A 15,500-nucleotide genomic window follows, 5' to 3' on the forward strand; every position below is an offset into this window, starting at 1 on the left:
GGGTTTGGGGTGATCCGCGCGCAGCCTGCCGGGGCGGGGCGCGGGATGCAAGCGGGGCGGTGTCTGACGCGGCGGCAGGGCGGGCACGCGGGGGCGCGATCCGGCCTTGGCATTGAGAGGGGCCGCGCGTATAAGCGCGCCCTGACAAATCAAGGAGTCCCCCATGCCCGGGAGCGCAAATCTCAACATCATGGTCAAGGCCGCGCGCAAGGCGGGCCGGTCGCTGGTCAAGGACTTCCGCGAGGTGGAGAACCTTCAGGTATCGATGAAGGGCGCGGGCGATTTCGTCAGCCGCGCCGACATCGCCGCCGAGGCGATCCTCAAGGATGAGCTTCTGGGTGCGCGTCCGAACTATGGCTGGCTGGCCGAGGAGGGCGGCGGGATCGACGGGGTGGACCCGACGCGGCGCTGGATCGTCGACCCGCTTGACGGGACGACGAACTTCCTGCACGGGTTGCCGCACTGGGCGATTTCCATCGCGCTGGAGTTCAAGGGCCAGATCGTGTCGGGTGTGATCTATGACGCCGCCAAGGACGAGATGTTCGTGGCCGAGAAGGGCGAGGGCGCGTGGCTCAACGACACGCGCCTGCGGGTGTCAGGACGTTCGCGGATGATCGAATCGATCTTTGCCACTGGGGTGCCCTTTGGCGGGCGGGCCGATCTGCCCGATACGCTGAAGGACCTGGGGCGGCTGATGCCGGCCTGCGCGGGGGTGCGGCGCTGGGGCGCGGCGGCGCTGGACATGGCCTATGTGGCGGCGGGGCGTTACGAGGGCTTCTGGGAACGCGGTCTGAACGTCTGGGATATTGCCGCCGGCGTGGTGATCGTGCGCGAGGCGGGCGGTTTCGTGCAGCCGATCGACCCGGAGGGCGATCTTCTGGACGGCGGCGAGGTGCTTTGCTCCAACGGGGCGATCTTCGACCAGTTCACGAAGGTGATCCGCAACGGCTGAGGCCGGGCAGGCGGGCGCGCGCGTTTGACATGGCCGGGCCGGGCCTGCGCGAAGGCGCTCCGGCCCCGGCGGAAGGAGAGCCGATCATGACCAATCCGCTTTTGTCCGAGTGGACCGGGCCGCATGGCCTTGCGCCCTTCGATGCGATCCGCGACGCCGATTTCGCCCCGGCGCTGGAGCGCGCGCTGACCAAGCACCGCGAGGAGATTACCGCGATCGCGGGCATTCCCGAGCCGCCGACCTTCGCCAACACGGTCGAGGCGCTGGAGGTGTCGGGCGAGGCGTTTGGCAAGGTGTTGTCGGTGTTCTTCACGCTGGCCGGGGCCGACAGCACGCCCGCGCGGCAGGCGTTGCAGCGCGATTTCTCGCCCCGTCTGGCGGCGCATTATTCTGCGATCCATGCCGATGAGGCGCTGTTCGCGCGGGTGTCGGCGGTCTGGGAGGCGCGCGACGCCCTCGACCTGAGCGATGAGCAGCGGCGCGTTCTGATGCTGTGTCATCGCGGGTTCGTGCGCGCGGGCGCGGCGCTGCGCGGCGAGGCGGCAGAGCGGATGGCGCAGATCAAGGCGCGGCTGGCGGTGCTGGGCACGCAGTTCACGCAGAATGTGCTCGCCGATGAGGGCGATTGGGTGATGGATCTGTCGCAGGCCGATCTGGAGGGTCTGCCGGAGTTCCTTGTCGCCTCGGCCCGGGCGGCGGGGGCGGAGCTGGGCCGGGAGGGGGCGGCGATCACGCTGTCACGTTCCCTGATCGTGCCGTTCCTGCAATACGCGCCGCGCCGCGATCTGCGCGAGCGCGCCTTCCGGGCGTGGACGGCTCGGGGGGCCAATGGCGGCGATCATGACAACCGCGACATCGCGGCGGAGATCCTCGCCCTGCGGCAAGAGCGGGCCGCGCTTCTGGGATACGACAGCTTTGCCGACTACAAGCTGGAAACCGAGATGGCGAAAACGCCCGGCGCGGTGCGCGATCTGCTCATGGCGGTGTGGGCGCCGGCGCGTGCGCGGGCCGAGGCGGATGCCGGGGTGCTGACCGAGATGATGCGCGCCGACGGGGCGAACGGGCCGCTGGAGCCGTGGGACTGGCGCTACTACGCGGCGCGGCGGCGGGCGGCGGAGCATGACCTCGATGAAAGCGCGCTCAAACCCTATTTGCAGCTTGAGCGGATGATCGAGGCGGCCTTCGACTGTGCGCACCGGCTGTTCGGGCTGGAGTTCCGGGCCATCGACGTGCCGCTGTATCATCCCGATTGCCGGGCGTGGGAGGTGACGCGCCGGGGCCGTCATGTGGCGGTGTTCATCGGCGATTATTTCGCGCGCTCCGGCAAGCGGTCGGGGGCGTGGTGTTCGGCCATGCGCGGGCAGCGGAAATTTCCGGACGTGCAGGGGCCGGTCGTGATCAACACCTGCAATTTCGCCAAGTCCGATCCCGCGCTTCTGAGCTATGACGACGCGCGCACATTGTTCCACGAGTTCGGCCATGCGCTGCATCAGATGCTGTCGGACGTGACCTATGAGAGCGTGTCGGGCACCTCGGTGGCGCGCGATTTCGTGGAGCTTCCCTCGCAGTTGTTCGAGCACTGGCTGGAGGTGCCGGAGGTGCTGCGCCGCTTTGCCACCCATGTGGAGACGGGCGCGCCGATGCCGCAGCCGATGCTGGAGAAGGTGTTGGAGGCGGCGACTTTCGACATGGGGTTCCAGACGGTGGAATATATCGCCTCCGCGCTGGTGGATCTGGAGTTTCACGAGGGGCCGGCGCCGACCGATCCGATAGCGCGGCAGGAGGAGGTTCTGGCGCGGATCGGGATGCCGCGCGCCATCGCCATGCGCCACGCGGCGCCGCATTTCGCGCATGTGTTCGCCGGGGATGGCTATTCCTCGGGGTATTACAGCTACATGTGGTCGGAGGTGATGGACGCCGACGCCTATGCCGCCTTCGAGGAGGCGGGCGGACCGTTCGATCCGCAGATCGCCGTGGCGCTGGAGCGGCATATCCTGTCGGCGGGCGGATCGGCGGAGGCCGAGGATCTTTATGTCGCGTTTCGCGGGCGGCTTCCGGGGGTCGAGGCGCTGCTGAAGGGGCGCGGGCTTCTGACCTGAAAGGGGCCCTGCCGCCCGGCCCTTTGCAGTGAATGGTGCAACATGTAGAGACTGTCACCTTTGCATGTAGCCGCCCTGTCAGCCGAGGAGGGAGGCGAGGTAGTCTTCCAACGTCACGTCCCCTCGGGTTGGTTCATCCGCTGGCATCGTCTTCCCGTCAATCAACCGGTAGGTCATGCAGGCATACGACGCCGCGGCTTCGTTCGAAAACCCGAAGTCGCGAAATGTATCTTCAAGTGCATCGCGAGGAACTTCTTGGACCTCTACCTTGCAGTCCATTGCCTCCCCAAACGCGGCGGCGACATCGCTGGTTTTATAGCGATCCGGTCCCTCAATATACTCGATGCCCACATCATCGGTCCCGGACATGAGCCGCCGGGCGGCGACCTTTCCGAGATCGGCCGGTGCCACCATCGGAATTGGCAGTTCGGTCGGAAAGAAACTCGGCAGTATGCCGCTTTCACGAACCGGTTCTGCCATTCCCGCCCAGTTGCTCATGTAATATCCTGCGCGGTTGATCGCGGCTGGAACGGATTGCCTCTCCAACGCCCGCTCGAACTCGTGCAGGACAGTGAGGTCACCACAGCGTTCGCCGTCGAAGGCTCCGTAGGTCGATTGCGCCACAACCTTTTCGAGCCCCGATCCATTGAGCGCCGAGATGATCGCAGCCACGTTCTCGCGCTCTTCCTTGTCCGTGTCGCCGGAAGGGTCCGCTGGCGGGTTGAGCAGAAAAGCTCGCTTGCCCGCCTGAAAAACACGTCTCAGCGCATCCACGTCAAGGATATTTGCAACTGCAACTTTCGCTCCCGCTTTCTTCAGGTCCTCGCCGTGGCGCGCGTCGCGGGTGACGATTGTCACCTCCTGGCCTTCGTCCAGCAGCGCGCGCGCAGTTTCCGACCCGACCCGCCCGGTTCCACCAAGTATGACATACATCCCGATCTCCTTTTCAACTCCGGACCAAGACTTATCATCGGGTTTTGACAGAAAGTGTCAGCAAGCGTCAGTCAGAGGTTCGCGTGGGGTTCGAGCTTGCGATAGACGGCCAACAGACTGTTGCGGGATCGCGGGAAGTTCACTTCGAGGAAAGTCAGGCTGTCGATCCGGTCAATGCGAAAATGGCGGAATGCATCGCGCAACTCGCACCACGCCGCGAGCATTTCAACTTGATCGAAAAAGCCGAGTGCGACGGGCCAGACAACACGGCTGCGCGAAGCCTGACCATCAGTCCGGTAGGCGATTTTCAGCTTGCGGCGATCCCGCATGGCCCGTCTTATCGTCCCCAGTTCGCATCGCCGCTCGGTTTCAGGCGGACCTACTGCCAAGCCGTTCCCCAGCATCTGCGTTTCATCCCGGTCCCCCATACCGTCCATGATCTTGAGCAATGCGGTATCGGCTGCTTTCGCGATCTCGCCATCGCCGCGTGCAAGCACGAAACGCAGGCCCAAGAGAACGGCATCGGCCTCGTCGCGTGTGAACGCCATCGATGGCAGGAAAAAGCCCGGGCGCAGGATGAAACCTATGCCTGCCTCGCCTTCAACCGGAACGCCCAGTTCCACGAGCGTTTTCATATCACGATAGACGGTGCGTTCGGAGATACCAAATCGCTCCGCGAGGAATTTCGCGGTTACGGCGACGCGTCTTTCCCGAAGAATCTGAAGGAGTTGGAGAAGTCGGCCTGAACGTTGCATGCGACAAGCATATCGTTTTCGGAGACCATTGAAAATTGCCGTAGATATGGAGTGGTCCTGCAAAACGCAGCTTGGAGCTGAATGTCCGCTCCGTCCGCTAAGTCGATATCCGACCCGCACGGCTCCAGACGAAGTCTTCGGGAGCCGCTGCTCAACATGGCGTCGCGGTTGCAAGGGATTTGCCCCGGGCATGCACGACGAAGTGCAAAGGGCTGGCGCTCCCGCCCCTGCGCGCCCCATCGAAGATGGCGCGCAAAGTGTTGGGCCGGGCGCTGCGCGGCGGCCGGTCAGCCACCGCGCAGCGCGCGCACCGACAGCCCGTGCGCGGCGCGGAAGGCGCGGGCGAAGGCGGCCTGCGAGGCAAAGCCCGTGGCCAGCGCGATGTCCTGAACGGTCATGGTGGTGTCGGTGGCGAGGCGATATGCCTCCGCCAGGCGCAGCCGGCGGTAATAGGTCGCCGGCCCGCAGCCCAGATGCGCCTTGAACCGCTGTTCGAGTGTGCGCGGTGAAAGCGACAGGCGGCGCGCGATCCCGGCAATGGGCAGCGGGTCGTCGATATGCGCCCCCATCAGTTCCAGCGCGCGGGCGATGCGCGGGTTGCGCCGGGTGGTGCGGGCGGTGGACATCGGGCTTTGCCATTGCGTGCCCTCGGGCACCGGGTCGTAGAGAAAGGCGCTGCCGACCCGCGCCGCGAGATCGGCGCCGAAGCGCGAGCGGATCAGGTGCAGCATCATGTCGATGCAGGGCGCGGCGCCACCGCTGGTGGCGAAGGGCCCGGAGATCACGAAACGGTCGCGGCGGGTGTCCACGCGCGCGAAACGGGTGGCGAAAAGCTCCAGATCCTCCCAGTGAGTGGTGGCGGCGTGCCCGTCCAGAAGCCCCGCCTGCGCCAGAAGCCACGGCCCCCCGTCGATCGCGGCCATCGGTGTGCCGCGCGCAGCCAGCCGCCGCAGCGAGGCCGACAGGCGCGCGGTCGCATGCGCCTCGATCCGGAAGCCGGCGATCACGAAGAGCAGATCGCAGGCGTCGAGATCGGCAATCGCGCCGCCCTCGATCCGCAGGCCGCTTGTCAGATGCGCGGGCGCGCCGGTGGCGGTGCGGAACTGCCAGCGAAACAGCTCTCGCCCGGCGCGGCGGTTGGCGGCGCGCATCGGGTCCACGGCGGCGGCGAAGCTCAGCGTGTTGCAGTCGTCGAAGACGAGCACCGCCGCGTTGAGCGGGGCGTGATCGGGCAGGGGCAAGGTTTTTTCGTGTTTCATCAAATATGATTCGTATTTCGTAAAAAGTATCGCGTCCAGACCGGCATACTCCGCCCCGAACACAAAAAGGAGCCTGTCATGCCGCTGCAAATGAACCGCGAGGTTTTCATCACCTGTGCCGTTACCGGATCGGGGGGCACGCAGGACCGCAGCCCGCATGTGCCGCGCAGCCCCAAGCAGATCGCCGAGAGCGCGATCGCCGCGGCCAAGGCGGGGGCGGCGGTGGTGCATTGCCACGTCCGCGACCCCGAGAGCGGCGCACCGTCGCGCGATGTCGGGCTCTACCGCGAAGTGACCGAGCGCATCCGCGAATCGCAGGTGGATGTCGTTCTCAACCTCACCGCCGGGATGGGCGGCGACATCGTCTTTGGCGGCACGGAAGAGCCGCTGCCGCCAGTGGACGGCACCGACATGATCGGCGCCAGCGCGCGGGTGGCGCATGTGGCCGAATGCCTGCCGGAGATCTGCACGCTCGATTGCGGGACGATGAATTTCGCAGAGGCCGATTACGTGATGACCAACACGCCGGGCATGTTGCAGGCCATGGGCCGGATGATGACCGATCTGGGCGTCAAGCCGGAGGTGGAAGCCTTCGACACCGGGCATCTGTGGTATGCCAAGCAGCTTGTGAAGGACGGGGTGCTGGAGCCCGATGTGCTGGTGCAGTTTTGCATGGGGGTGCCGTGGGGTGCGCCCGATGACCTCAACACCTTCATGGCGATGGTCAACAATGTGCCCGATGACTGGACCTTCTCGGCCTTCGGGCTGGGGCGCAACCAGATGGCCTATGTCGCCGCGAGCGTTCTGGCGGGGGGCAATGTGCGCGTCGGGCTGGAGGATAACATCTATCTCGACAAGGGCGTTCTGGCGGAGAACTGGCAGCTTGTGGAGCGCGCGCAGTCGATCGTCGAGCAGATGGGCGCGCGCGTGATCGGCCCGCAGCAGGTGCGCGAGAAGCTTGGCCTGACCAAGCGCGCGCCGATGCTCGGGTGAGCGCGGGGCGCCATAGCCGCATGGGCCGGGGCGGACGGTTGGCCGCGCTGGCGGGGGCCGTGCTGTCGCTGGCCGGCGGGGCGGTGGGCGCGGAGAGCTACCGCGACACCTCGGTGCCGATGACGGTGGACGACTCCCTGCAAATCGAGCCCTATCTGGGCAGATGGTATGAGATCGCGCGCTTTCCGGTGTGGTTCGAGGAGGGCTGCGTCGGGGTCACGGCGGATTACAGCGCCCGGCCCGACGGGCGGATCGACGTGCTCAACACCTGCCGGGAGGGGGCGCTTGACGGCCCCGTCGAGACCGCAAGCGGCGTGGCGCGCGTGGTGGCGCCCGGCAAGCTGCAGGTGACGTTCCTGCCGCGGTTTTCGTGGCTGCCGTTCCTGTGGGGCGATTACTGGGTGCTGGATGTGACGGACGATTACACCGTCGCGGTGATCGGCGCGCCGGACGGCGGGACGGGCTGGATTCTGGCGCGGTCGCCGCAAATCCCCGATGAGGATTTCGAGGCCGCCGCCGATGTGCTGCGGCGCAATGGATATGACACGGCGCGCCTTTTTCGTGTGCCGCAAGACAAGGACTGAGAGACATGAGCAGAAAGATTGCCGGCCTGATTGGCGGCGGTGTGATCGGCGGCGGATGGGCCGCGCGGTTTCTTCAGGCAGGCTGGGATGTGCGGGTGTTCGATCCCGACCCGCAGGCGGAGCGCAAGATCGGCGAGGTTCTGGAGAATGCGCGAAGGTCCGCGCCGGGGCTGAGCGATGTGGCGCTTCCCGAGGAGGGCACGCTGAGCTTTCACGCCACGATTGCCGAGGCGGTGGCGGGCGCGGACTGGATTCAGGAAAGCGTACCGGAACGGCTCGACCTCAAGCTGAAGGTCTATGCGGAGGTGCAGGCGGCCTGCGACGCGGGTGCCGTGATTGGCTCTTCCACCTCCGGCTTCAAGCCGAGCGAATTGCAGGACGGCGCGGCCCGGCCCGGTCAGATCGTGGTCGCGCATCCGTTCAACCCGGTTTATCTCCTGCCGCTGGTCGAGGTGGTGGGCACCGAGGCCAACGACGGGGAGCTGATCGCGCGGGCGCAGGAGATGCTGCGCGGGACCGGCATGTATCCGCTGCATGTGCGCAAGGAGATTGACGCGCATATCGCCGACCGCCTGCTGGAGGCGGTGTGGCGCGAGTGCCTGTGGCTTGTCACCGACGGGATCGCCACCAGCGAGGAGATCGACGATGCGATCCGCTTTGGGTTCGGTCTTCGCTGGGCGCAGATGGGGATTTTCGACACCTACCGCATTGCCGGTGGCGAGGCGGGGATGAAGTATTTCATGGAGCAGTTCGGCCCTGCGCTGAAATGGCCATGGACCAAGCTCATGGATGTGCCGGAGTTCACCGAGGAGCTTGTGGAGCTGATCGCGGGGCAGTCGGACGCGCAGTCGGGGCATATGAGCATCCGCGAGATGGAGCAGATCCGCGATGACAACCTCGTGGCGATGATCCGGGCGCTGAAGGACCGCAACTGGGGCGCGGGTAAACTGATGAACGAGCGCGACGCGGCGATCATGGCGTCCGATGGCACGGTGCGCCACGCCGAGCAGCTTGGTGACGCGCCCGGACCCATCGTGACAGGGCGGCGGGCGGTGCCGGTCGACTGGCTCGATTACAACGGGCATATGACCGAGGCGCGTTATCTGCACGCCTTTGCCGATGCCACCACGCGGCTGATGGAGATCGTGGGCTGCGATCAGGATTACATCGCGCAAAAGGGCAGTTTCTTCACCGCCGAGACGCATATCCGTCATCTGGGCGAGGCGCTTCTGGGTCAGCGGATCGAGATTCGCACACAGGTTCTACTTGGCGAGGGCAAGAAGCTGCACCTGTGGCACGAGATGTTTGAGGGCGAAAGGCTGCTTGCGACGGGGGAGCATTTCCTTGTGCATGTGGACATGGCCACCCGCAAACCCGCGCCGTTTGGCGAGCAGATCGCGGGCCATATCGCGCGGATCGCCGCATCCCATGCCGGGCTGCTGCGTCCCGAGGGGGCGGGCCGCGCCATCGGCGCGCCGCGGTAGGGGCACCCGGGGCCCATCACATCAGCGCGCGCAGGCCGTCGATATGCTCCGGCAGGTTGCGGGCGGAGATCGTGGCCTGCCGCACGAGGTTGTCGAAATGGTCGGTGAAGCTTTCGATCCGTTCGGTGTCCCGGAAGGCGAGGTAGTTGCGCCCGAGATAGAGCACCGCGAGCAGTGGGCCGAAGATCGTGACCGGCGCGGAGAAGAGTTGCCGCGCGTCGAAGAGATAGAACCGCAGACGGGGATAAAGCTGCGTGCTGATCGCGGCGAAATGATCGAGTTGGTCGGCGCGGATGTCGCGCGGCAGGGTGCTGTAATAGCCTGAGCCTTCGGCGAAGGCCTGCATCTCGTAGAGGGGCAGGGCGATCTCATAATCCGAGCGTGCCTTGCGCATCCACTCCAGCCGGTCCTCGCTCGCGCCGATGGCCTGCTGGGTTGTGCGGCCCAGATGCGGCGAATACTCCCATTCCAGCATCTCGCGGGTCTTGAGCATGTCGGGCAGGCCGGCGGGCACGTGTCGGATCTTGTAGCCCTGCGCCTCCACATGCCACTGGAAGATCTGCTCATCCACCAGCGCGCGCGGCGCTTCGGTCAGGGTCAGGCTGTTGGCCAGAACGTCGGCGGCGCTTTCGGGCCTGTCGGTCAGGCTCAGCAGCCAGTCGGCCGAGACCCCCAGCGCGGCGGCGCATTCGGCCACCACTTGCGCATTGGGCAGGCGCGCGCCGCTGCCGGTGAGAAGTTGCGATATGGTGGAGCGGTCCACACCCACGCGGCGGGAAAGCGCGCTCTGACTCAGACCCCGTTCGCGCATGGCCTGGACAAGACGCTCGCGAAAGCGTTCGGCGCGCAGGCGTTTGTCGATTTTATCATTCATATGGTGATATATATCATAGTTGCGGAGTTTTGTTAATCATACTCGGAGTTCCCCACACGGCCTCCGAGGCGTAGAAAAAGGGGAGAATTTCAGACACTGAGGTGACGTTATGGAGACGCGGCAACGCTCTGTCGTGAAGGCTGTTCTGTGGAATGCGATCGGACTTTGCGTGATGGCAGTTGTAGGGTTCGTAACCACCGGATCGGCCATGATCGGGGGCACGATGGCGGTGATCAATACCGGCATCGGACTGTCGCTCTATGTGGTCTACGAACGCGTCTGGGACCGGATCGGGTGGGGTCGGCGCAATGTCTGAGCGCCGCAGACCCGGCAGGCGGGTGGAATGGCCAACACTGTTGCTTCTGATCCTGTGCTACGCGCTCTGGGCGGTGGGAAGCACATGGGCGGCGGCGGTCTGGCTGCCCTTGGGCATGGCGCTGACCGTGCTGGCGCTGGCGTTGCATTCGTCATTGTCGCATGAGGTGCTGCATGGCCACCCCTTCCGCGCGCGGTTGATGAGGGAGGCGCTGGTGTTTCCGGCGGTCGGGCTTTTCGTGCCCTACCAGCGGTTCCGGGACACCCATCTGGCGCATCACCGCGATGCGACCCTGACAGATCCCTATGACGATCCGGAGAGCAATTACCTCGACCCGGCGGTCTGGGCGCGGCTGCCGGGTTGGCGGCGGGCGCTGCTGTGGTTCAACAATACACTGGCCGGGCGGCTTCTGATCGGGCCGGCGCTGGGGCAGGTGGCGTTCATGGCGGCGGACTGGCGCGCGATCCGAGCGGGGGACCGGGGCGTGCTGCGCGGCTGGCTGTGGCATGGGGCGGCGCTGGTGCCGGTGGTCTGGTGGCTTGCGGCGGTGGCGTCGATGCCGGTCTGGGCCTATGTGGTGTCGGCCTATGCGGCGCTGTCGATCCTGAAGATCCGCACCTTCCTTGAGCATCAGGCGCATGAGCGCGCGAGTGGACGCACGGTGATCATCGAGGATCGCGGCCCGCTGGCGTTTCTGTTTCTCAACAACAACCTGCACGTGGTCCACCACATGCATCCGCGCACCCCGTGGTATCGCCTGCCGGAGCTGTATCGGGACAACCGCGCGCGGTATCTGGAACGTAATGGCGGCTATTCCTACAGCTCTTATGCTGAGGTTTTCCGGCGCCACTTCTGGCGCACGAAGGACGCGGTGCCGCATCCGCTCTGGCCAAAGGAGTGAAACCGCGTCAATAGCAGATCATGGATCTGTGGATTGTCATGGCGGTTGCGGCGGCGGGGTTTCAGACCGTCCGTTTCTTGTTGCAAAGGCAGTTGTCGCAGGTGCGCCTGACGGCAACGGGCGCGACCTTTGCGCGGTTCGTCTATTCCGCCCCTGCGGCGGCGGCTCTGACGGCGGTGTATCTGTGGGCGCAGGGCGCCGCGCTGCCGGCGCTGAACGCGGGGTTCTGGGCCTATGGCGCGGTCGGCGGCGCGGGGCAGGTGGCCGCGACCATCTGCACCGTGATGCTGTTCGGGCGGCGCAATTTCGCGGTCGGCATGACATTGATCAAGACCGAGGTTCTGCTGACCGCTCTGGTCGGGATCGTTCTTCTGGGCGAGGTGATCAGCGCCGCGGGGCTTGGCGCGATCCTGCTCGGACTGGCGGGGGTTCTGGTGCTCTCGGCGCCCGCCGCCGCGCCGGGACGCTGGCGATTGCTGAGCCCGTCGGCGGGACTGGGCCTTGCCGCCGGGGCGCTTTTCGGGGTGTCGGCGGTGTGCTACCGGGCGGCCTCTCTTGAACTGGGGGGCACCGACCCGTTCCTGAGCGCGGGGGTGACGCTGGCGGCCGTGACGCTGATGCAGATGATCGGCATGGCGGTCTGGATGGCGTGGCGCGAGCCGGGCGAGGCCGCGCGCGTGCTGGCCGCGTGGCGCAGCGCGGGATGGATCGGGCTGACCAGCATGGCGGGGTCGTTCTGCTGGTTCACCGCCTTCACGCTACAGACCGCGGCCTATGTGAAGGCGGTGGGGCAGGTGGAGCTCATCTTCGGGCTGATCGTCTCGGTTCTGCTGCTGTGCGAACGGATCACCGCGCGCGAGCTGATCGGCATGGCGCTTTTGTCGCTGAGCATCCTTGCGCTGATCATGCTGACCTGAGCGAGGGTCGGGGTCAACCGCCCAGATCGGCCTCTGTCGGCTCGCGCCCGTGGATACGCCGGAAATAGCCCACCTCATCGGTGTTCTTGAAAAACGGAACCGACGGCGGAGGGCCGGGGGTGTCGATGCTTCCGGCGATTTCGGCGAGCACCACCTCCGTGATGAAGGGCAGATCGAAGCTGCGGGCCTTTTCCAGCGGTATCCATTGCAGATGCGACAACTCATCCTGCGCGGTGGTGAAGTCGTCGGGATCGCTGTTGAGATCCTCTGCCTCCAGCAGGAAGAACCGCGCGTCGAACCGGCGGGGCCGGCCCGGCGGGGTGATCGCGCGAAAGACGAAATGCAGCCCGTGCGCCGTCGGCAGGTGGCCGGTGGCGGCGAAATCGGTCCAGTCGGGGCCGGGTGTGCCGGTCCAATCGCCGGGGCTGCCCAGAAGCTGCCCGGTCTCCTCCCAAAGCTCGCGCACCGCCGCCACGCCGAGGGCATGAACGAGCGTGGGGTCGGCATCCTCGCGCAGGCGCGTCTCGGTCAGCGGATCGAACCCGTCGGCCAGCGGCACGTCGGTGTCCCCGCGATCCACCGCGCCGCCCGGAAAGACGAACTTGTTGGGCATGAAGGCGGCCTTTTCGCCGCGCTGGCCCATCAGGATTCGCGGCTCGTGCGCGCGATCGCGCATCACGATGACAGTGGCGGCATTTCTGATGGCGGTCTTGTCAATGGTCATGGCTGTCCCGACGCTTGCGTTTGGCGGCGTCAGGGGGCGCGGTCCTTGAACCCGTGCATGCGGCGTGCCCATTGGAAGGCGACCACCGCACCCTTCAGCCTTGGCAGAAGGTAGAGTGAGAGCGCGACGCAGCCAACCGCAAAAATGGTGAAGAGGATAAGCGGTTCCGGCCGCCAGGTTTCAAACACCACCAGCAGCAGCGGCGCCATCAGGTGCCCCACGATCAAGATCGTCAGATAGGCGGGCCCGTCGTCGGCGCGGTGGTGGTGCAACTCCTCGCGGCAGACGGTGCAGGTGTCGCGCACCTTCAGATAGCTCTTGAGCATCGGACCATTGCCACAACTGGGGCACTTGCGCCGCCAGCCTTTGAAAAGGGTGGGCCAGATTCCGGTTTCCTGCTCTGTCGGAAGACTCATGTCGGTCATTCTATCTCTCGCGTGTTTCCTTCCCGCAAGATGCGGATTCGGGTCCGGTATTAAAAGGGGGGATGGAACACCCGCGTCCCGATGTCGCGAGGTCGGGCAGGGCGTGCATGAAAAATCCCGATCGCGTGCGACGGAATGTCGGCATCGGCCCGTATCATACCATAGAGAACGGGCAGGAAGCCGGTTTTTCAAGCAAGTGACGAAGGAGTTCACAAGATGAAACGCATCTATTTCGTTCCGGCGATTGCCGCGCTGGCGCTTGGCGCCGTGGCGCTTCCGGCGCTGGCCAAGGACAAGGGCATGTATCACGGTCATAGGGGCGGCATGCAGCTCGATTTCGACAAGGCGGATGCGGATGGCGACGGGATGCTGAGCCAGGATGAGCTTGAGGCCCACGCCCGCGCGCGGTTCCTTGAAAGCGATACCGATGGCAATGGCAGCGTGTCGGCCGAGGAAATGCAGGCGCGTATGCTCGAACGCATGAAGGAGCGCGCCGAGCGCCGCACCGCGGGCATGATCGAACGGCACGACAAGAACGGCGATGGCGAGCTGAGCTTCGACGAGATGCGGCGCGACAGTCGCCGGGCCGATCGCATGTTCGACATGCTGGACGCCGACAATGACGACATGGTGAGCCGCGACGAACTTGCCGAGATGCGCGAGAGGCGTGGCGGTCGCCATGGCATGAAGCGTCATGGCGGAGATGGGCATGGATATCACATGCGCGGGCGTGACAAAGACTAGGTAAACCCCGGCCGGGCGGGAGAGTCCCTGCCCGGCCAATGGACAGGACGCATGGATGGGGCTAGTCCAACAGGATCATGCACATGCCCTTTGACGCCCAGAATGACCTGTCGGACGAGGCGCTTCTGACTCTCTATGCCAATGGCGACGAGACGGCGGCGCGCGCCCTGACTCTTCGGCTCACGCCGCGGGTTTTTGCCCATGCGGCGCGGATGCTGGGTGACCGTGCCGAAGCCGAGGACGTCACGCAGGAGGCGCTGATGCGGCTGTGGCGGATCGCGCCGGACTGGCGGCAGGGCGAGGCGCAGGTGCGCACATGGCTTTACCGGGTCACCGCGAACCTGTGCACCGACAGGCTGCGGCGGCGGCGAACGGTGCCGCTCGATGCTGTGGCCGAGCCGCCGGACGAGCGCGAGGGCCCGGCGGAGCAGTTGCAGCAGCGGGCGCGGCAGGACGCGTTGCAGGGCGCGCTCAACCAGTTGCCGGAGCGGCAGCGGCAGGCGGTGGTGTTGCGCCATATCGACGGTCTGGGCAATCCCGAGATCGGGCAGATCATGGAGATCAGCGTCGAGGCGGTGGAAAGCCTTGTGGCGCGGGGAAAGCGGACGTTGAGCGCGGCACTGGCCGGGCGGCGTGCGGAACTGGGGTATGACGATGGCTGAGACCGATACGGACGATAAAATGCTGGAGGCGCTTCTGACGGGCGCGCGCGACGCGGCGTGGACAGAGCCGTCGCCGGATCTGATGACGCGGGTTCTGGCCGATGCCAACGCCGCGCAACCCGGCCCGGCGACATCTGCGCCGACGCGGTCCTTGCGGCCCCGCGGTGGTGCGCTTGCGCGGCTGCTGCGCCCGATCGGCGGCTGGCCGGCGGCGGCAGGTCTTGTGGCCGCGTCGCTGTTCGGGGTCTGGATCGGAATCGCGGCGCCGGATCTGGTGTTGCCCGGCGGCCCGGAGGCGCTGACGGACGGGCAGGGCACGGCCTATCTTGCCGAATTCGGCACCGAGATTGCGTTTCTTGCGGATGGAGGGTGACGATATGGCCGGCACAACAACCAACGGTGGAAAGATGCGGCGCGGGGTGCGTCTTGTGCTGATCGCGTCGCTGACGCTCAACCTGCTGGTTCTGGGGGTCGTGGTCGGGGCCTATGTCAAGCATTGGCGCCATGACGGGCCGCCTGCGCATCTGTCGCGTCTGGGTCCGCCGCATATCCGTGCACTGCCCGGCGAGGCGCGGCGCGAGATCGGGCAGGCGATCCGCAAGGGGTATCGTGATCCGGACCGCCGGGCGGCAGTCGGCGACATCTACACCCGGCTGGCCGGGGTGCTGGCGGCGACCCCCTTTGACCGCGAGGCCGTGCGCACGGTCCTGTCGGAGCACCGCGCAGTATTGGCGGAGGGGCGCGCGCAGGCAGAGGACATCTGGCTCAACCGGGTGGCAGAGATGAGCGCGGAGACGCGAAAGGCCTATGCCGAACGGGTGGCCGATGAGGCGGAGGCCGGTCGCACCCCCTACAGGCACAAGGCCGACAAGCGGTAG

Annotated in this window: 18 protein-coding genes; 12 read left to right on the forward strand and 6 right to left on the reverse strand. The window is 66.1% G+C overall.

What is annotated here, in order from left to right; genetic code table 11:
• Positions 1–163: 163 nt before the first annotated feature.
• Together BMW66_RS13190 and BMW66_RS13195 are read left to right on the forward strand one after the other, a co-directional pair.
• Positions 164–952 carry an inositol monophosphatase family protein gene (locus BMW66_RS13190; protein WP_093119174.1) on the forward strand — a complete coding sequence of 263 codons (789 nt, stop codon included), beginning with the start codon at positions 164–166 and terminating at the stop codon, positions 950–952.
• 86 nt (positions 953–1,038) lie between these two features.
• Positions 1,039–3,051 carry a M3 family metallopeptidase gene (locus BMW66_RS13195; protein ID WP_093119175.1) on the forward strand — a complete coding sequence of 671 codons (2,013 nt, stop codon included), beginning with the start codon at positions 1,039–1,041 and terminating at the stop codon, positions 3,049–3,051.
• A 78-nt stretch (positions 3,052–3,129) separates the two neighbouring features.
• Here BMW66_RS13195 and BMW66_RS13200 read toward each other — a convergent pair whose 3' ends face one another.
• The 3 genes from BMW66_RS13200 to BMW66_RS13210 form a co-directional block, all read right to left on the reverse strand.
• Complete coding sequence (locus BMW66_RS13200) at positions 3,130–3,984, reverse strand: NmrA family NAD(P)-binding protein (RefSeq protein ID WP_093119177.1); 855 nt, start codon at positions 3,982–3,984, stop codon at positions 3,130–3,132.
• Positions 3,985–4,055: 71 nt separating this feature from the next.
• Entirely contained in the window at positions 4,056–4,739 is a 684-nt protein-coding gene (locus tag BMW66_RS13205) for a helix-turn-helix transcriptional regulator (RefSeq protein WP_175483246.1), read from the reverse strand.
• 287 nt (positions 4,740–5,026) lie between these two features.
• Positions 5,027–5,998, reverse strand: coding sequence for a GlxA family transcriptional regulator (locus BMW66_RS13210; protein ID WP_093119243.1), 972 nt, complete (start codon positions 5,996–5,998; stop codon positions 5,027–5,029).
• A 78-nt stretch (positions 5,999–6,076) separates the two neighbouring features.
• Here BMW66_RS13210 and bcoG point away from each other — a divergent pair, with 78 nt between their 5' ends.
• Genes bcoG through BMW66_RS13225 form a run of 3 tightly spaced genes read left to right on the forward strand, consistent with a single transcriptional unit; the run spans position 6,077 to position 9,059 of the window.
• Positions 6,077–6,991 carry a 3-dehydrocarnitine:acetyl-CoA trimethylamine transferase BcoG gene (bcoG, locus tag BMW66_RS13215; protein WP_093119180.1) on the forward strand — a complete coding sequence of 305 codons (915 nt, stop codon included), beginning with the start codon at positions 6,077–6,079 and terminating at the stop codon, positions 6,989–6,991.
• Between the two features lie 20 nt (positions 6,992–7,011).
• Complete coding sequence (locus BMW66_RS13220) at positions 7,012–7,575, forward strand: lipocalin family protein (protein ID WP_093119182.1); 564 nt, start codon at positions 7,012–7,014, stop codon at positions 7,573–7,575.
• Between the two features lie 5 nt (positions 7,576–7,580).
• The gene (locus tag BMW66_RS13225) at positions 7,581–9,059 is read left to right on the forward strand and encodes a carnitine 3-dehydrogenase (RefSeq protein ID WP_093119184.1); all 1,479 of its coding nucleotides are present in this window, start codon (positions 7,581–7,583) and stop codon (positions 9,057–9,059) included.
• Positions 9,060–9,075: 16 nt separating this feature from the next.
• On the opposite strand, the gene BMW66_RS13230 is transcribed toward BMW66_RS13225, so the two are convergent.
• Complete coding sequence (locus tag BMW66_RS13230) at positions 9,076–9,933, reverse strand: helix-turn-helix domain-containing protein (RefSeq protein WP_093119186.1); 858 nt, start codon at positions 9,931–9,933, stop codon at positions 9,076–9,078.
• Positions 9,934–10,042: 109 nt separating this feature from the next.
• Between BMW66_RS13230 and BMW66_RS13235 the strand changes: the two genes are divergently transcribed.
• The 3 genes from BMW66_RS13235 to BMW66_RS13245 are packed head-to-tail and all read left to right on the forward strand — an operon-like array spanning position 10,043 to position 12,067.
• On the forward strand, positions 10,043–10,249 hold the full coding sequence (locus tag BMW66_RS13235; RefSeq protein WP_093119188.1) for a DUF2061 domain-containing protein: 207 nt from the start codon (positions 10,043–10,045) through the stop codon (positions 10,247–10,249).
• Positions 10,242–11,150 carry a fatty acid desaturase gene (locus BMW66_RS13240; protein ID WP_093119190.1) on the forward strand — a complete coding sequence of 303 codons (909 nt, stop codon included), beginning with the start codon at positions 10,242–10,244 and terminating at the stop codon, positions 11,148–11,150. Before BMW66_RS13235 ends, BMW66_RS13240 begins: the two co-directional genes overlap by 8 nt.
• A gap of 20 nt (positions 11,151–11,170) precedes the next feature.
• Entirely contained in the window at positions 11,171–12,067 is an 897-nt protein-coding gene (locus BMW66_RS13245) for an EamA family transporter (RefSeq protein ID WP_093119192.1), read from the forward strand.
• A 13-nt stretch (positions 12,068–12,080) separates the two neighbouring features.
• On the opposite strand, the gene BMW66_RS13250 is transcribed toward BMW66_RS13245, so the two are convergent.
• Both BMW66_RS13250 and BMW66_RS13255 read right to left on the reverse strand, forming a co-directional pair.
• Positions 12,081–12,791 (reverse strand): NUDIX hydrolase, encoded by a 711-nt coding sequence (locus tag BMW66_RS13250; RefSeq protein ID WP_093119193.1) that lies wholly within the window; start codon positions 12,789–12,791, stop codon positions 12,081–12,083.
• A 29-nt stretch (positions 12,792–12,820) separates the two neighbouring features.
• Positions 12,821–13,216: a DUF983 domain-containing protein gene (locus BMW66_RS13255; protein ID WP_093119194.1), complete on the reverse strand. Its 396-nt coding sequence runs from the start codon at positions 13,214–13,216 to the stop codon at positions 12,821–12,823.
• 216 nt (positions 13,217–13,432) lie between these two features.
• Here BMW66_RS13255 and BMW66_RS13260 point away from each other — a divergent pair, with 216 nt between their 5' ends.
• The 4 genes from BMW66_RS13260 (at position 13,433) to BMW66_RS13275 (ending at position 15,500) form a co-directional block, all read left to right on the forward strand.
• Complete coding sequence (locus tag BMW66_RS13260; RefSeq protein ID WP_093119196.1) at positions 13,433–13,960, forward strand: EF-hand domain-containing protein; 528 nt, start codon at positions 13,433–13,435, stop codon at positions 13,958–13,960.
• Positions 13,961–14,037: 77 nt separating this feature from the next.
• The gene (locus BMW66_RS13265) at positions 14,038–14,622 is read left to right on the forward strand and encodes an RNA polymerase sigma factor (protein ID WP_093119198.1); all 585 of its coding nucleotides are present in this window, start codon (positions 14,038–14,040) and stop codon (positions 14,620–14,622) included.
• A complete protein-coding gene (locus BMW66_RS13270) occupies positions 14,615–14,995 on the forward strand; it encodes a hypothetical protein (protein WP_093119200.1) in 381 nt (126 codons plus the stop codon). Before BMW66_RS13265 ends, BMW66_RS13270 begins: the two co-directional genes overlap by 8 nt.
• A gap of 4 nt (positions 14,996–14,999) precedes the next feature.
• Positions 15,000–15,500 (forward strand): periplasmic heavy metal sensor, encoded by a 501-nt coding sequence (locus BMW66_RS13275; RefSeq protein ID WP_175483247.1) that lies wholly within the window; start codon positions 15,000–15,002, stop codon positions 15,498–15,500.

Source organism: Salinihabitans flavidus, from assembly GCF_900110425.1.
Classification (GTDB): Bacteria; Pseudomonadota; Alphaproteobacteria; order Rhodobacterales; family Rhodobacteraceae; genus Salinihabitans; species Salinihabitans flavidus.

Bases quoted from the DNA above. Each gene is read 5' to 3' on its own strand.
- BMW66_RS13260 (WP_093119196.1), top strand. From the start codon at position 13,433: ATGAAACGCATCTATTTCGTTCCGGCGATTGCCGCGCTGGCGCTTGGC.
- BMW66_RS13210 (WP_093119243.1), bottom strand. From the start codon at position 5,998: ATGAAACACGAAAAAACCTTGCCCCTGCCCGATCACGCCCCGCTCAAC.
- BMW66_RS13205 (WP_175483246.1), bottom strand. From the start codon at position 4,739: ATGCAACGTTCAGGCCGACTTCTCCAACTCCTTCAGATTCTTCGGGAA.
- BMW66_RS13225 (WP_093119184.1), top strand. From the start codon at position 7,581: ATGAGCAGAAAGATTGCCGGCCTGATTGGCGGCGGTGTGATCGGCGGC.
- BMW66_RS13275 (WP_175483247.1), top strand. From the start codon at position 15,000: ATGGCCGGCACAACAACCAACGGTGGAAAGATGCGGCGCGGGGTGCGT.
- BMW66_RS13230 (WP_093119186.1), bottom strand. From the start codon at position 9,933: ATGAATGATAAAATCGACAAACGCCTGCGCGCCGAACGCTTTCGCGAG.
- BMW66_RS13220 (WP_093119182.1), top strand. From the start codon at position 7,012: ATGGGCCGGGGCGGACGGTTGGCCGCGCTGGCGGGGGCCGTGCTGTCG.
- BMW66_RS13195 (WP_093119175.1), top strand. From the start codon at position 1,039: ATGACCAATCCGCTTTTGTCCGAGTGGACCGGGCCGCATGGCCTTGCG.
- BMW66_RS13265 (WP_093119198.1), top strand. From the start codon at position 14,038: ATGCACATGCCCTTTGACGCCCAGAATGACCTGTCGGACGAGGCGCTT.
- BMW66_RS13240 (WP_093119190.1), top strand. From the start codon at position 10,242: ATGTCTGAGCGCCGCAGACCCGGCAGGCGGGTGGAATGGCCAACACTG.
- BMW66_RS13270 (WP_093119200.1), top strand. From the start codon at position 14,615: ATGGCTGAGACCGATACGGACGATAAAATGCTGGAGGCGCTTCTGACG.
- BMW66_RS13245 (WP_093119192.1), top strand. From the start codon at position 11,171: ATGGATCTGTGGATTGTCATGGCGGTTGCGGCGGCGGGGTTTCAGACC.
- BMW66_RS13255 (WP_093119194.1), bottom strand. From the start codon at position 13,216: ATGACCGACATGAGTCTTCCGACAGAGCAGGAAACCGGAATCTGGCCC.
- bcoG (WP_093119180.1), top strand. From the start codon at position 6,077: ATGCCGCTGCAAATGAACCGCGAGGTTTTCATCACCTGTGCCGTTACC.
- BMW66_RS13190 (WP_093119174.1), top strand. From the start codon at position 164: ATGCCCGGGAGCGCAAATCTCAACATCATGGTCAAGGCCGCGCGCAAG.
- BMW66_RS13250 (WP_093119193.1), bottom strand. From the start codon at position 12,791: ATGACCATTGACAAGACCGCCATCAGAAATGCCGCCACTGTCATCGTG.
- BMW66_RS13200 (WP_093119177.1), bottom strand. From the start codon at position 3,984: ATGTATGTCATACTTGGTGGAACCGGGCGGGTCGGGTCGGAAACTGCG.
- BMW66_RS13235 (WP_093119188.1), top strand. From the start codon at position 10,043: ATGGAGACGCGGCAACGCTCTGTCGTGAAGGCTGTTCTGTGGAATGCG.